Here is a 14937-nt window from a genome sequence, read left to right as displayed (position 1 = left end):
CTGCGTGGCCGGTCGCAGCCTCGCGTTGCTCGGCAGCGGCTACACCGCATGCCGGCCTTGCTCCGCTGCCGCAGGGCCGTACGTGATGTTCATTCCAACGCTTGGCTATCAAGGACTTCGACCATGACCCTCGGCCTCAACCTCGACCGCGTCGCCCGTTGTTACCAATCCGAACTGCAACTGTTCGCCGAACGTCACCCGCGTTCTGCCGATTTCTACCGGCAGAACCTCAAGCACTGGCTCTACGGCGCGCCGCTGCACTGGATGCAGCAATGGCCGGGGCTGTACCCGATCCTGGTGGCCGACGCCCAGGGCGCGACGTTGACCGACTGCGACGGCAACCGCTACGTCGACTTCGCCCTGGGCGACACCGGCGCCATGTTCGGCCATGGCCAGCCCGCCGTGGCCGAGGCCATCGCGCATCAGGCCCGGCACGGCTCGACCCTGATGCTGCCGACCGCCGACAGCCTGTGGGTCGGCCAGGAACTGGTGCGGCGCTTCGGCCTGCCGTTCTGGCAGGTCACCACCTCGGCCACCGACGCCAATCGCTTTGTGCTGCGCCTGTGCCGGATGATCACCGGCCGGGAGAAAGTGCTGGTGTTCAACTGCAATTACCACGGCAGCGTCGATGAGTCCCAGGTCGAGTTCGACGCCGGCGGCCAGATGATTCCCCGCGAAGGCGTGCACGCCAATGGCCTGCGCCACGACGCCACCACCCGCCTGGTGGAGTTCAACGACCTGCCGGCGCTGGAGGCGGCGCTGGCCCACGGCGACGTGGCCGCGGTGCTGAGCGAACCCTTCATGACCAACGTCGGCATGGTCCCGCCCGCCCCCGGCTTCCACGACGGCCTGCGCGAGCTGACCCGGCGTTTCGAGGTGCCGCTGATCATCGACGAAACCCACACCATCTCCTGCGGCCCCGCCGGCTACAGCGGCGAACACGGCCTGCAGCCGGACTTCTTCGTGCTCGGCAAATGCATCGCCGGTGGCATCCCGACCGCCGTGTGGGGCGCCAGCCAGGCCATGGCCGAACGCATCTGGCAGGTGCTGCCGCATTTCCAGCCCGGCCAGGCGATCAACCATTTCGGCTTCGGCGGCACCCTGGCCGGCAACGCCCTGCAGATGGCGGCCATGCGCGCCACCTTCAGCGAGGTCATGAGCGCGGCCAACTACGCGCACATGATTGCCCTGGCCGAGCGCCTGCGGACCGGGGTCCAGGCGCTGATCGCCAAGCATCGCCTGCCCTGGCACGTGACACGGATCGGCGCCCGGGTCGAATACCTGTTCATGGACCACGCGCCGCGCAACGGCGGCGAAGCCCACCATGCCCGTCATGGCCTGATCGAGGCTTATCTGCATCTCTACCTGCTCAACCGCGGCGTGCTGCTGACGCCCTTCCACAACATGGCGCTGCTGTGCCCGGCCGCCACTGCCGAGGACGTCGACCTGCACAACCGCCTGCTGGACGAATGCCTGGACACCGTCACCCGAGGAGAAAACCCATGACGCTTGATCTCAGCGGCCGTGTTGCCCTGATCACCGGCTCCGGCCAGGGCATTGGCCGCGCCATCGCGCAAGTCTTCGCCGCCCAGGGCGCCAAGGTGATGCTCGCCACCCGCAGCGAGGCTTCGGGCAGTGAAACCCTGCGCCTGATCCGCGAAGCCGGCGGCAGCGCCGAGCTGCTGGTGGTGGACCTGAACGCCCGGGCCGCGGCCAACCAGGCGGTGGCCGCCACGCTCAGGACCTTTGGCGGGCTGGACCTGTTGATCCACAACGCCGCGGTGTTTCCGATGGAGAACCTCTGCGACCTGAGGGACGAAACCCTGGAAACGACCCTGGCGGTGAACCTCAAGAGCTGTTTCTGGCTGACCCAGGCGGCGCTGCCGGCGTTATGCCGGGCCGAGCACCCGCGCATCGTCATCACCTCCTCGGTGACCGGTCCGCGCACGGCAATTCCCGGGCTGTCGCACTACGCCGCGTCCAAGGCCGGGGTCAATGGTTTCATCCGCGCGGCGGCCCTGGAGCTGGCCGAACACCGGATCACTGTCAACGGCGTCGAGCCCGGGCTGATCGCCACCCAGGCCATGGCCAACCTCGGCGACTCTCCGGCCCTGGCCGCGAGCATTCCGCTCAAGCGCCTGGGCAGGCCACAGGACATCGCCCACGCCATGCTGTTCTTCGCCTCCGAGCAGGCCGGCTATATCACCGGGCAAACCTTGATCGTCGATGGCGGCGCCCTGTTGCCGGAAAATCTGCAGTTCATCTGACGGCAGGCGCCTGCCCTCACCCACGGCGCCCGACCGGGCGCCGGCACGCCAACCCCGACAGCACCGTTCGCCTGGCCCCTTCGTCCAGCGAGATCAACGGCTCAATGGTGCAAATGGGTAGAACGCCGCATCGCGTTTTTACCGATTGACTTGAAGTTAACTTTAACTTTTAGAGTCGGCTCCGACCCATTGGCGCGCCTCACCCCGGCGATCCTCGCCCGCCCGCCTGCTTTCGGAGAAGCCCATGACCTCAACCAAGCCCGACACCCTCAGCTACGCCGTCGCCGATACCGGGTATTGGCCCGCGGTGTTCAACGTGCTGTTCGCCGGCATTGCCGCGGCGCTGCATATCGGCAAGGCCACCATCGCCCTGCCGCAGCTGCAGCAGGCATTCGGCCGGCCCCTGGAGTCCCTGAGCTGGGTCATGTCGGCATTCCCCTTTGTCGGGGTGTTCGGTGGCATCGCCGCCGGCATCCTCGTGCAGCGCTGGGGTGACCGCTACCTGTTGGCCCTCGGCTTGCTGATCATGTGCGCCGCCAGCGCGCTGGGCTCCAGCCTGCACGACTTCCACGGGCTGCTGGCCACGCGTTTTGTCGAAGGGCTGGGCTTCGTCATCGTGGTAGTCGCGGCGCCGGCGGTGCTCAATCGCTTGGTCCCAGCGCATAAACGCCACCTGGTGTTCGGCATCTGGAGCACCTTCATGGCGTTCGGTATCGGCACCTCGATGCTTATCGGGCCGCTGCTGGGCGGCTGGCAACAGAGCTGGATCGCCGGCGCGGCCTTGACCCTGCTGGCGGCGCTGCTGTTGCCGCTGACCACGCCCAGGGACCCGCTGGCGCTGCGCCGCCAGACGCAATCCGCTTTGCGCCACTCGCTGAGCGGCGTGCTGCGCGCCCGCCAACCGCTGTTGATGGCGCTGATTTTCACCGCCTACAACCTGCAGTTCTTCGCGGTGATGGCCTTCCTGCCCGTGTTCCTGATGCAGCGGGTCGGGCTGTCGATCGCCAACGCCGGGCTGGTCAGCGCCGCGGTGGTGGCGGTCAATATCGTCGGCAACATCAGCGCCGGCCTGCTGCTGTCACGGGGCGTCCGCCCACAAGCCCTGCTCGCCGGCACCAGTAGCGTCATGGGGCTTTTCGGGATGGGGATCTTTCTTTCGATCACGCCGACCGGCCTGGTAATCCCTTTGTGTTTCGTCTTTTGCGCAGTGGCCGGCATGCTGCCCGCCACCCTTCTCGCCAGCACCTCGCTGACCTCTCCGGAGCCCGCGCTGATCCCGCTATGCCTGGGCCTGGTGATGCAAGGCAACTATCTGGGCCAGGTGCTCGCGCCCATCGCCCTGAGCGCCGCCGTCGCCTATGCCGGCTGGTCCGCCCCGGCGGCGCTGGTGCTGGCTGCCGCAGTGCTGGGGGTGGCGCTGGCGATGCGCCTGAAGATAAAGCAATAAAAACGCCGCTCCCCGACGGCGGTCGCCAGATCGGGGAGCGGTGGTACTGCCTCAGCTGCCGGTGCGGATCTTGTTCCACACGCGGGTGCGGATCCGGTCGATGTTCAGCGGCATGGCTTCCAGGGCGAACAGCTTGCCCATCATGTCCGGGCTCGGGTAGACCTTGGTGTCGCTCTTGATGGCCGGGTCGATCAGGCTGTCGGCCTGCTCGTTGCCGTTGGCGTAGTGCACGTGATTGGTGATCTCGGCCATCACCTGCGGGCGCAGCAGGTAGTTCATGTAGGCATAACCGGCCTTTTCGTCCGGCGCATCGTTGGGCATGGCCACCATGTCGAACCAGATCGGCGCGCCTTCCTTGGGAATCGCGTAGCCGATTTCCACGCCGTTCTTGGCTTCCTTGGCCCGGCTATCGGCTTGCAAAACGTCGCCGGAGAAGCCCACCGCCACGCAGATATCGCCGTTGGCCAGGTCGCCGGTGTATTTGGAGGAATGGAAGTAGCTGACATAAGGCCGGATCTTCAGCAGCAGCGCTTCGGCCTTCTTGTAGTCCTCAGGGTTCTTGCTGTGGTGCGGCAGGCCCAGGTAGTTGAGCGCCGCTGGCAGCAGCTCGGGGCCATTGTCGAGGATCGCCACCCCGCACTTCTGCAGCTTCTGCATGTATTCGGGCTTGAAGATCAGGTCCCAGGAATCCACCGGCGCGTTATCGCCCAGCACTGCCTTGACCTTGGCCACGTTGTAGCCGATCCCGGTGCTGCCCCACAGGTACGGGAAGCCGTGCTCGTTGCCCGGGTCGTTGGTCTGCAACGCCTTGAGCAGCACCGGGTTGAGGTTCTTCCAGTTCGGCAGCTGGCTCTTGTCGAGTTTCTTCAGCGCCCCGCCCTGGATCTGCCGGGCCATGAAGTGGTTGGAGGGAAATACCACGTCATAGCCGGAACGGCCGGTCATCAGCTTGCCGTCCAGGGTTTCGTTGCTGTCGTAGACGTCGTAGCTGAAGCCGATGCCGGTTTCCTTCTGAAAGTTCTTCAGGGTGTCCGGGGCGATGTAGCTCGACCAGTTGTAGATCTTCACGGTCTCCGCCGCCTGGCTGATTGAAGCCACCAGCAGCAAGGGCGCGCACAGCGATAAAGCCGGTTTGTTACGGATCATGGGGCGATTCCTGTGTGGGTTGTTTTTATTGGCAGGCAATCAAGGGATCAGAAAATCAGCACGTAGGTCTTGCGCACGGTTTGCTGGATGTCCCAGGTCCCGGTGCTGTTGGCCGGCAACATCAGTGCATCGCCGGCTTCTATAAGTAGCGGTTCGCCGTTGTCCGGGGTGAAGGTGCAGCGCCCCTGGATGAAATGGCAGAACTCCTGGGCGACGATCTGCCGCCGCCAGCGCCCGGGCGTGCATTCCCAGATGCCGGTTTCGACGCCGTCGCTGCGTTCGACGCAGGTCACCGAGGTCACGGCGACCGGGCTGCCCAGGGGCATGGCCACCGGAGCCGATTGCTCGAGGTTGGCGTGGGCGGTGTTCTTGAATTGAGTGATGCTCATGGCGCTACCTGTCGATGGAAAAAACCGCTGTAAACCGCTGCAAAAAAACGCTTAGTGCATCAGGCCTTCCATGAACCCCGCCACTTGGCTGGCCAGCCGCCGGCGCCAGGGCGGTGTGCTTGGGTTGGCCAGGCTCTGGTCTTCATGGACGAAGCTGCGAATGATCGCGTTGTAGCCCAGCCAGCGACATGGCTCCGGCTCCCAGGCGCGCAAGGCGTCGAGGCCACCCTCGGGGATCACCCAGGGTTGGCGGGTCAGTTCGCTGTCGCGTTCGAGGATCAGGTCCGCCAGGGTCCGCCCGCCCAGGTTGCTGGCGCCCACGCCTTCGCCGCCGTAGCCGCCAGACAGCGCGATGCCGCGCCGGCGGTCGCAGAGCATGTGCGGCCGAAAGTGCCGGGACATCCCCAGGTTGCCGCCCCAGGAATGGGTAATCCGTACGTCTTTCAGCTGCGGGAAAAGTTCGCTGAACAGGTAGCGCCGCAGCTCGACTTCGCTGCGGGTCAGGTCGAAGTCATGGCGCAGCTTGCCGGCGAACTGGTAGCCGCCACGGGCGCCGAACACCAGGCGGTTATCCGCGGTGCGCTGGCCGTAGGTCACCTGGCGGCTGCTTTCGCTGAACGCCTGGCCCTGGCTCAGGCCGATCTCGTCCCAGGTCGCAGCCGGCAAGGGCTCGGTGGCCACCAGCAGGCTTTGCACCGGCAGCTGGTAACGGCCCAGCGGCGGCAGGGTCACTGCATACCCTTCCACCGCCGGTACCAGCCAGCGGCACCGCACGCTGGCCTTGGCGGTTTGCAGGCTGCCGGATTGCCAGTGAGTCACGGCGCTGTTTTCGTAGATCGCCACGCCCAGGCGCTCGACGGCGCGCGCCAGGCCCCGCACCAGCCGGGCCGGCTGGATGGTCGCGCAATGGGGCGCGTAGATGCCGCCGTAAGGCTTGGCCAGGCGGATCTGCTGCGCCAGTTGTTCGGGGTTCAGCCAGCGGTAGTCGCGTTCGTCGAGGCCCTGGCTGTAGAGCTTGTCCAGGTAGCGGCGCTGGTTGACCTCCTGCTCGGGGTAGCGCGCCGCGCAGTACAGCACCCCGCCCTTGCGGTAATCGCAGTCGATACCTTCACGCTCAAGGACAATCGCCACTTCATCGGGAATGCCGTGCAGCAGATCGAATGCCGCGCGGCGCTGTTCGGCGCCCAGCCCGGCCAGCAGCCGATCTTCGCCCAGCAGATTGCCCATCAGCCAGCCGCCGTTGCGCCCGGAGGCCCCGAAGCCGGCGGTCTGCGCTTCGACGATGGCGATGCTCAGGGTCGGCGCCAGGCGCTTGAGGTAATAGGCGGTCCACAGCCCGGTATAACCGGCGCCGATGATCGCCACATCGACATCCAGGTCTTGCTCCAGCGACGGCCGGGCCAGCAGCGGCTCGTCGAGCTGATCCATCCACAAACTGATTTTGCGCCACGCTGGCATATACGGACTCCGCCACCCGAACTTCGATGGCGCCGATCCTAGTGCCTGGGTTCAGGGGTTGTCTTGCGCGCGTGCACGCAAAGAAATTTGTTTGGCGTAGGCCTTGGGCGACAGGCCGGTGTGCTGACGGAAACAGCTGTAGAACGCCGACAGCGAGTTGAAGCCGGCGGCGAACGCCAGCTCGTCGACACGTACCGGTGGCGTCGCCTGGTCCAGCGCCGCCAGCAGATGCTGCAGGCGCGCCTGGTTCACATAGCGGTAGAAACTCTGACCCAGCACCTGGTTGAGCAGGTAGGAAATCTGGTTGCGGCTGTAGCCACACTCCTTCGCCACTCGCTGCAGGTCCAGCTCGGGGTCGAGGTACGGCTGCTGGCGCTCGAAGTACTGTTGCAGGTCATCGGCCATGAAGCTCAGCTGGCGCGGCGACAGCCCCAGGCGGCTGGCCGCCGGCCGCGTACTGCCACCGGCCTTGCCCGGCGCCGCTTCACGCACCAGCGAGGCGTATTCGTTGACGCGCCAGATCAGGCCGTCGCGCACGGTAATCGCCTCGCTGGCGCGAAACGACACCAGGCCCTGCCCGCCACGCAAGGTCACCTGGTATTGAATGAACGCGGTATCGCCATCGAGGCGGATGCGGTCGCTGTGCTCCAGGGCTTCGTCGGGCGCGCGCGGCATGCTGTTGCGCACGTATTCGCGCAGCTCGTCCAGGCCCAGGGTGCGGTTCTGGAAAAAGTCGTTGTACTGGATTTGCGGGTGATACAGCGCCATGACGCCATCGAGGTCGCGGTGCTTCCAGCACAGGTGATAGCGCATCACGGTCTCGCCGGTGGCCTGGGTTTGCGCCGGGCCGTCATCAGGGGCAGACATAGGGTGCTCGGGGAGGAAAAGGCGCAGCTTGCCGAAGTTCGCCCAGCGCTTCAATGGCCAATGCATGGCCGCGGATACTGGCGTTTTGCCGAAACCGCCGGCGAAAATGACCTGCATCAAAAAAATGCAGGGCAATCGCCAAACGGCCTGAAAAAAACCCAATGGCTGTCATAACCCGGTGCTATTTTTAAAAGCTCCACAGGTTGGTCCAGAGACGGTCCTTCCACACCTACCGCGAGCACAAGGAAGCGCTCAATGAACAAGGTGGGCAATCCATGAATAGAGTCTGTGCCAGTAAAGTCACCTTTCCGAACGCCTGCCAACTGATGCGTTGGCATTTTCATCCCATGGGCTTCGAGGCCAGCATGGATGCACCCGGCAGCATGATCGCCCGGCTCTTCGATCGTGCCAGTGGCGAGACCATGATCGCCATTGCCGGCATCCCTTGCGCCACGGTGATGAACGCCACCGATGTCGAACGAATAATCGAAGCGGTGGAAGACGAGCTGGAGGCCTTCATGCCGCCACTCGCCTTGAAAGCCTAGGGCCGCTGTTTACCTGGCCCCAGGCCCGTAGCCTGTTTCCCCAGCCCGCCGTAGCGCGGGCTTTTTCATGCCCGCAGGTCGGCGAAGAACGGCTTGCCCTGGGGAATCCGGTCCGATGCCTTGGGCGCATTGGCCGCCTGGGTGTCCGCGCTGTCGACATACCAGTAGCAATGCTTCACCGCCCGGGTGATGCCGACATAGGCCAGGCGCAGGGTTTCGTCTTTCTGTGCGGTGTCGTACGGCTCGCTATCGCCATCCTTGCCCAGCCCAGCCATGCGATAGACCTGGTTCTTGTAGGGTGAACTGGTCAGGTGCTGGCAATCGCCCAGCAGGAACACCGCATCGGCCTGCAAGCCCTTGGAGCTGTGGTAGGTCAGTTGCTTGAGGCGCCGGTCTTCGGCCGGCAATCTAGAATCAACATTAACTATTGGTAAAATATGTTCTTCTATCAATAACTTATCGCTACTTTTTCGAAACAGCATCAAGATCGAATCGCCGTTACGGTAATGCTCTGCCAACCGCGCCGCCAGCCCCTGGTCGTCGCGATCCAGCACAGTCACCGGCAGCGCTTCCTTGGGTTCGCCGCTGGCCTTGGCCTTCTTTCCGGCAATCGCCGGCGCCGCGCGGACGATATGTTCCGCTGCGTCGATGATGTGCTGATGGCTGCGATAGTTCTCGCTGAGCATCACCCGGGTGGTAGCCGGCGATGGGAATTCCTTGTTGAATTCCATGAAGAATTTCGGCGAACTGCCACGCCAGCCATAAATCGACTGCCAGTCATCCCCCACGCAGAGCAAGGAGGAGCGCTGCGCCCCGCGCCCGACATGCATCGCCGGCCCACGGCTGCGGATCTCGCGCAGGCTGGCGCGGATCCACGAGACGATCTGCGGCGAAACGTCCTGGAATTCGTCGATCATCAGGTGCGACATCGGCCGCAACTGTTCATCGCCGAGCAGCTTGAAGTTCTCCGGGGTGTTCTCGCCGAACAGCGCGAACATGCGGTTGTAGCTCATGATCGGCGGCGACTGGTCGAGCAGATGATCATCCAGCGCTCGCCAGAACAGACTCAGGGCCTCGAAGAAATAGCGATCAGGATCGTCTCGAGGAAACATCATCTGGCCCACGGCCGCCGATACATCCAGCCCCAGGTTCTCGATAAACCCGGCCGCAGCGACAAAACAGTCCAGCAGCGGCGCCGAAGCCAACTCGCCCTTGACCTTGTAGTCGAAGCCCGGCCCGGCACTGGCATCGCCAGCCAGGGATGACAGCACTCGCTTTGCCGAATCGTAACTATCCAGCCAAATCATAGGCTTACGACAGAAAGCTTGAAACAGGGTGCGCTTAACCGCCCATTCCGCGCGCACCGAAAGCTTGGCGCCCGGGCGGCTCAGTTGCGGGTTTTCCCGTGGGTCGAACCCCAGCACCACCCAGGCATCCAGCTCGGCGACATAACCATGGCAGTGAAACTGCGAACCGTTGATCTCGACCGTCTGCCGGTTCGGCTCGATGCCCTTGATCGGCCAGGCACCGGCGCGAAACCACAGGTCTTCCAAGGTGTCGCACAGTTCCTCGTCGCGCTTGGCGGCCAACTCGGTCACGGCCATGCGTTTTTGCACGTCCGGATGGTCGCGCTCCAGCTCCTTGAGCTGCAGGGCATGGCGCAGCAACGGCTTGATCGCCTCGCGAAACCGCCCGTCACGCTGGTGCAGGGCGTGGTAGCAGGCATTCAGGTGCTTGCGCTGGGCGTCGTTGATCCGCAGGTCGAAGGGGTTGCTGTCGACCTCCAGATCCCCCGCCGCCGGGCGTTCGCTGAGGTTTTCGAACGCCTGCAGGCGCTCGAAGCCTGGCAGGCTGCGGACCATCGGCAGGATGCGCGAGTGGAAGGTGCGCACCAGCTCCCGCGCCTGCTTGAGGCCCAGGGGACGGCCCCAGAGCGCGAATACCTCCATCAGTTTATTGATGAAATCCTTGCGCGACTCACGGGTGAAGGTCACCACGGTCATCGAGTCGAGCTCGAAGCCCAGGTAATGATTGAGCAGCAGGATGCGAAGGACCAGGGAGGTCGACTTGCCCGCCCCGGCGCCGGCAATCACCGAAGTGGACGGGGTTTCGCTGAAAATCATTTTCCATTGCGCGCTGCTGGGCTGGGCGTGGGCCGGCAGCAGGCGAGCGACGTCGGTCTTGATGCGCTTCTTCAATTCGGCGCTCAACGGCAGGCGCCAGTCATCGAACAACTGGTCGTCGACGCCGGGCGCCGGGTGCTCGGTAGAGCGGCTGTCGCGAATCAGCAGCACCTGGCGGCCCTGCTCCAGGCCCTCAGCCTTGCCTTCCTGGTAGCCGTATTCCACCCCGGCGGTATGCCCGCTACGAAAACCGTCCGCCTGGCCATGCAGCCAGGATGCGCGATGCTGGGCGCGCAGGCGGCTCAGGCCGTGACCGAAGAACCTGGCCGCCAACCGCTTGAGCAGCGGCATTTCGGCCAGGGGCAAGAGTTCGGGAGGAAGATCGGGGCTGTGTTGCGGCACGCTGACTCCAGGTATGTGGCGGTATGACTGCTGGGGAATAACGACGATAAAAATGCGGCGCCTATGGTCGCCTCATTCGTCGATGACTGCTAGTGAAATGCTTATAGGTCATCGACTTAAGCCATGATTTGAATGCTTGAAAGTAGAAATCTCCACCCCAAACCCATCAAATTACTTGATCGAATAACGGCATTTTTTGCGCTTTTTATCGATGTTTGGCTGATGGATGATGAGCGCCAATCAACCACTGGTCTCGTTCTGCGGCTCAACCAAGACGCCCATGACGAACCCTGACAGGAGACGATCATGCTTGAACTCAGACCCTTCAAATCCCTGGGCGGCGCCCATCACGGCTGGTTGGATGCCCACCACCACTTTTCGTTCGCCGAGTACTACGACCCCAAACGCATGAACTGGGGCAACTTGCGGGTGTGGAACGACGACGTGATCGCCCCCGGCACCGGTTTTCCGCAGCACCCGCACCGGGACATGGAGATCATCACTTACGTTCGTGAAGGCGCCATTACCCACCAGGACAACCTGGGCAACAAGGGCCGGACCGAGGCCGGCGACGTGCAGGTGATGAGCGCGGGCACCGGCATCGCCCACAGCGAATACAACCTGGAGGCCGGTGAAACCAGGATCTTCCAGATCTGGATCATCCCCAACGAAGCCGGCTCCGCGCCGTCCTGGGGCGCCAAGCCGTTTCCCAAAGGCCAGCGCGAAGGTTTCGTGACCCTGGCCAGCGGCAAGCAAGGTGATGACCAGAGCCTGCGGATTCGTGCCGATGCGCGCCTGGTGGCGGCCAACCTGAAGGCTGGCGAGTCCGCCGAGTACGCTCTGGACGAAGGACGCCGCGCCTACCTGGTGCCGGCCACCGGGGTGATTGAAGTCAATGGCTTGCGCGCCGAAGCTCGAGACGGTGTCGCGGTGCAGGACGAACGCCTGCTGCGCGTCACCGCCCTCGAGGACAGCGAAATTGTCTTGGTGGACCTGGCCTGAGGCACCGAAAAAATGCTCCGCGTCCGTAGGAGCGAAGCTTGCTCGCGATGGGCTGCAAAGCAGCCCTGAAGCTGACTCCGCTCCAGTTGAAGATGGTTGTCGCTCAAACGGGAGCCATCGCGGGCAAGCCTCGCTCCTACAAGACACAGTAACGATAAAAAAGGGGCGACCGTCTGGTCGCCCCTTTTTTGTCTGCCGCGAAACGCCGCTGGATCAGCCGCTGATCGCGCCGTCCACCAGGGTCTGCGCTTCCTGCACCAGTTGCTTCAGGTGATCGTCGCCGATAAAGCTCTCGGCATAGATCTTGTAGATGTCTTCGGTGCCCGATGGTCGCGCCGCGAACCAGCCGTTCTCGGTCATGACCTTGAGGCCGCCGATCGCCTGATCGTTGCCCGGCGCATGGCTGAGGATTTTCTGGATGCTTTCGCCGGCCAGCTGGGTCGAAGTCACTTGCTCCGGCGACAGCTTGCCGAGCAGCGCCTTCTGCTGCGGGTTGGCCTTGGCATCGACGCGCACCGAGAACGGCTCGCCCAGCTCGTCGCACAAGGCGCGGTAGGCCTGGCTCGGGTCGCGGCCAGTGCGGGCGGTCATTTCCGCGGCCAGCAAGGATGGAATCAAGCCGTCCTTGTCGGTGCTCCAGACGCCACCGTCGCGGCGCAGGAACGACGCGCCAGCGCTTTCTTCACCGCCAAAACCGAGGGAGCCGTCGAACAGGCCGTCGGCGAACCACTTGAAGCCCACCGGCACTTCGTACAGGCGACGGCCCAGGCGCGCCGCCACGCGGTCGATCAGGCCGCTGCTGACCACGGTCTTGCCCACGGCCGCGTCGGCGCGCCATTGCGGACGGTTCTGGAACAGGTAGTCGATGGCCACCGCCAGGTAATTGTTCGGCGCCAGCAGGCCGCCCGTCGGGGTCACGATGCCGTGCCGGTCGTGGTCCGGATCGCAACCGAAGGCCACGTCGAAACGATTCTTCAGGCCGATCAGGCCCTGCATCGCATGGCTGGACGACGGGTCCATGCGAATCTGGCCGTCCCAGTCGACGCACATGAAGCGGAAGGTGGCGTCGACTTCTTTGTTCACCACGTCCAGGTCCAGGCGATAGTGCTCGGCAATCGCCGACCAGTAGCGCACCCCTGCTCCGCCCAGCGGATCGACGCCCAGGCGCAGCTTGGCGTTGCGGATGGCGTCCAGGTCGATGACGTTGATCAGGTCGGCGACATAGCTGTTGACGTAGTCGTGACGATGGGTGGTGTCGGCTTTCAGCGCCTGCTCGTAGCTGATGCGCTTCACGCCGGCCAGTTTATTGGCCAGCAGCTCGTTGGCCTTGGCTTCGATCCACTTGGTGATGTGGGTATCGGCCGGGCCGCCGTTGGTGGGGTTGTACTTGTAGCCACCGCTTTGCGGCGGGTTGTGCGATGGGGTGATCACAATGCCGTCGGCCAGGCCGCTGGTACGGCCGCGGTTGTAGCAAAGGATCGCATGGGACACCGCCGGCGTCGGGGTGTACTCGTCGCCCGCGGCAATCATCACGGTCACGCCGTTGGCGGCCAGTACTTCCAGGGCGCTGGCGCCGGCCGGCGTGGACAAGGCGTGGGTATCGATGCCGACAAACAGCGGGCCGTCGATACCCTGGGATTGACGATACAGGCAGATCGCCTGGCTGATGGCCAGGACGTGCCACTCATTGAAACTCAAGTCGAACGAGCTGCCACGGTGCCCCGAGGTGCCGAAGGCGACACGCTGGGTGGCAATGGAGGCATCGGGCTGCCCGGTGTAATAGGCCGTTACCAGTCGCGGAAGATCGACCAGCAATTCTGTCGGCGCCGGTTTGCCCGCAAAAGGACTGAGTGTCATGCATAACCTCGGGAAAGGGATGGTTCGGTGAGTGCTGCGCAGTTTACTGGCAGTTTGACCGCTGCGCGACGGGATCTATCCGTGGCGGTTCGAGACTGTCGCCAGCCATGCGCAGGCCACTCGGGATCGAGGCAGGAATATAAGGAGGGGAATGACCGCGAAGACAGAAACGCCAGGGTGCGCGATCGCGAACCCTGGCGTCAGGATCAGGCCGGCGTGACCTGCAGTGCAACCCGTTCGCGGCAAGGACACTCGTCCATGTAGCGGTGGGCTTCGACAAACTCGTTGAACCCGAAGACCCGGGTCTTCAGCGGCAGCAGTACGCGGTCCGCCGTCAGTTGGTTGATATCGCGCAACGCGCGCTGCAGGGCCACCTGGTCCTGGATGATGCCCAGTTCCGGCTTGCCAGTGAAGTTGCCGATGCAGTGCACGAAGAACTGGATGTTCTTCTGGAACGCCGCGCAGGCCGGGAATGGCGTCTGGTTGCCGCCTTGCAGGCCGTACAGCACCAGGCTGCCGCGCGGCGCCAGGACGTCGCCGAGCATCGACATCTGCGGACCGCCAAGGCCGTCGAATACCACGTCGACGCCACGGTTGTCGGTGTATTTGTTGATTTGCATGAGCAGGTCCTGCTCTTCGGTGACGATGACTTTCTCGGCACCCAGGGACAGCAGGTATTCACGCTCTTCTGCGGTCTTGGTCGCGGCAATCACCCGCACGCCAAGCGCCTTGCCCAGCTGGACGAAGGACGGACCGGCGCAATGGCTGGCATCGGTGACCAGGGCGAACTGCCCGGGCTTGACCCGCGCCAGGTCGACATAGGCGAAATAGGCCACCAGCAGCGGCGTGTAATGCACCGCGGCCTCGATCGGGCTGAGCACATCGGGATAGCGGGTCAGCGCCGAGCGTGGCAGGACGATCAGCTCGCCATAGACCGGATAATCGTTCGGGCTTTCAGCCGGGAAGCTGGCAACCTTGTCGCCAACGGCCAGGTCATCGACCCCTTCGCCGACCGCAGTCACCACGCCGGCCATCTCATGGCCAAGGCCGGAAGGCAGGCGGGCATGGGAGGACGCCAGGTTCTGGCGCCAAAGTACGTCGTACCAACTGATGCCGATCGCTTCGACACGCACCTGCACTTCGCCTGGCGCAGGCAGAGCGGCCGCATGCTCTTCGCACTTGAGCACCTCGGCCGGACCAAACTTGTGAAAACGGATCGTGCGGGACATCGCAAACCTCGTCAAAGTAACCTCTAATGCCCTGAACTCTATCTGGGCTTTCTGGCCAAGACCATCAGTGACTATTAATAGTCGACATGCCTGTCATTGATTCCGCAGCACCTGCAACAACGGGAAACAGCGTGCCAGAGCGAAGGGTTCCTTACAGGAAAAAACAATTAGCCGGTGCAGAGTAACAGCCTTTCCCCGTAAGATT

Annotated in this window: 12 protein-coding genes; 5 read left to right on the top strand and 7 right to left on the bottom strand. The window is 63.9% G+C overall.

The genetic code is table 11. The features are described 5' to 3' along the window. Positions 1–123 precede the first annotated feature (123 nt). The 3 genes from BLV20_RS01900 (at position 124) to BLV20_RS01890 (ending at position 3714) form a co-directional block, all read left to right on the top strand. Positions 124–1506, top strand: a complete 1383-nt coding sequence (locus BLV20_RS01900; protein WP_092296186.1) for an aspartate aminotransferase family protein — start codon at positions 124–126, stop codon at positions 1504–1506. Continuing rightward, positions 1503–2267: an SDR family oxidoreductase gene (locus BLV20_RS01895; RefSeq protein ID WP_092296184.1), complete on the top strand. Its 765-nt coding sequence runs from the start codon at positions 1503–1505 to the stop codon at positions 2265–2267. Before BLV20_RS01900 ends, BLV20_RS01895 begins: the two co-directional genes overlap by 4 nt. Before the next feature lie 244 nt (positions 2268–2511). Beyond that, on the top strand, positions 2512–3714 hold the full coding sequence (locus BLV20_RS01890) for an MFS transporter (protein ID WP_092296181.1): 1203 nt from the start codon (positions 2512–2514) through the stop codon (positions 3712–3714). A 51-nt stretch (positions 3715–3765) separates the two neighbouring features. Here BLV20_RS01890 and BLV20_RS01885 read toward each other — a convergent pair whose 3' ends face one another. From BLV20_RS01885 to BLV20_RS01870, 4 genes are read right to left on the bottom strand one after another with little or no spacing between them, the layout of a single operon-like run. Beyond that, a complete protein-coding gene (locus BLV20_RS01885; RefSeq protein ID WP_092296178.1) occupies positions 3766–4860 on the bottom strand; it encodes a polyamine ABC transporter substrate-binding protein in 1095 nt (364 codons plus the stop codon). A 47-nt stretch (positions 4861–4907) separates the two neighbouring features. Beyond that, positions 4908–5249, bottom strand: coding sequence for a cupin domain-containing protein (locus tag BLV20_RS01880; RefSeq protein ID WP_092296175.1), 342 nt, complete (start codon positions 5247–5249; stop codon positions 4908–4910). A 51-nt stretch (positions 5250–5300) separates the two neighbouring features. After that, positions 5301–6707 carry an NAD(P)/FAD-dependent oxidoreductase gene (locus tag BLV20_RS01875; protein WP_092296172.1) on the bottom strand — a complete coding sequence of 469 codons (1407 nt, stop codon included), beginning with the start codon at positions 6705–6707 and terminating at the stop codon, positions 5301–5303. Positions 6708–6758: 51 nt separating this feature from the next. Further along, positions 6759–7574: a helix-turn-helix domain-containing protein gene (locus tag BLV20_RS01870; protein WP_092296981.1), complete on the bottom strand. Its 816-nt coding sequence runs from the start codon at positions 7572–7574 to the stop codon at positions 6759–6761. A 275-nt stretch (positions 7575–7849) separates the two neighbouring features. Between BLV20_RS01870 and BLV20_RS01865 the strand changes: the two genes are divergently transcribed. Continuing rightward, positions 7850–8119, top strand: coding sequence for a DUF1652 domain-containing protein (locus tag BLV20_RS01865; protein ID WP_092296169.1), 270 nt, complete (start codon positions 7850–7852; stop codon positions 8117–8119). 65 nt (positions 8120–8184) lie between these two features. Here the strand turns inward: BLV20_RS01865 and BLV20_RS01860 are convergent, their stop codons facing one another. Further along, positions 8185–10644 carry a UvrD-helicase domain-containing protein gene (locus BLV20_RS01860; RefSeq protein WP_092296165.1) on the bottom strand — a complete coding sequence of 820 codons (2460 nt, stop codon included), beginning with the start codon at positions 10642–10644 and terminating at the stop codon, positions 8185–8187. A gap of 306 nt (positions 10645–10950) precedes the next feature. On the opposite strand from BLV20_RS01860, the gene BLV20_RS01855 reads away from it, so the two are divergent. Further along, on the top strand, positions 10951–11646 hold the full coding sequence (locus BLV20_RS01855; protein ID WP_092296162.1) for a pirin family protein: 696 nt from the start codon (positions 10951–10953) through the stop codon (positions 11644–11646). Positions 11647–11859: 213 nt separating this feature from the next. Here BLV20_RS01855 and pgm read toward each other — a convergent pair whose 3' ends face one another. Together pgm and BLV20_RS01845 are read right to left on the bottom strand one after the other, a co-directional pair. Next, positions 11860–13503, bottom strand: coding sequence for a phosphoglucomutase (alpha-D-glucose-1,6-bisphosphate-dependent) (gene pgm, locus BLV20_RS01850; protein ID WP_092296159.1), 1644 nt, complete (start codon positions 13501–13503; stop codon positions 11860–11862). Between the two features lie 206 nt (positions 13504–13709). Next, the gene (locus BLV20_RS01845; protein ID WP_092296156.1) at positions 13710–14732 is read right to left on the bottom strand and encodes a zinc-dependent alcohol dehydrogenase family protein; all 1023 of its coding nucleotides are present in this window, start codon (positions 14730–14732) and stop codon (positions 13710–13712) included. Positions 14733–14937 lie beyond the last annotated feature (205 nt).

The sequence above is a fragment of the Pseudomonas sp. NFIX28 genome, from assembly GCF_900107395.1.
Lineage (GTDB): Bacteria > Pseudomonadota > Gammaproteobacteria > Pseudomonadales > Pseudomonadaceae > Aquipseudomonas.
The sequence above is the reverse complement of the archived record's forward strand: the minus strand, read 5'-3'. Positions and strand labels throughout refer to the sequence as shown.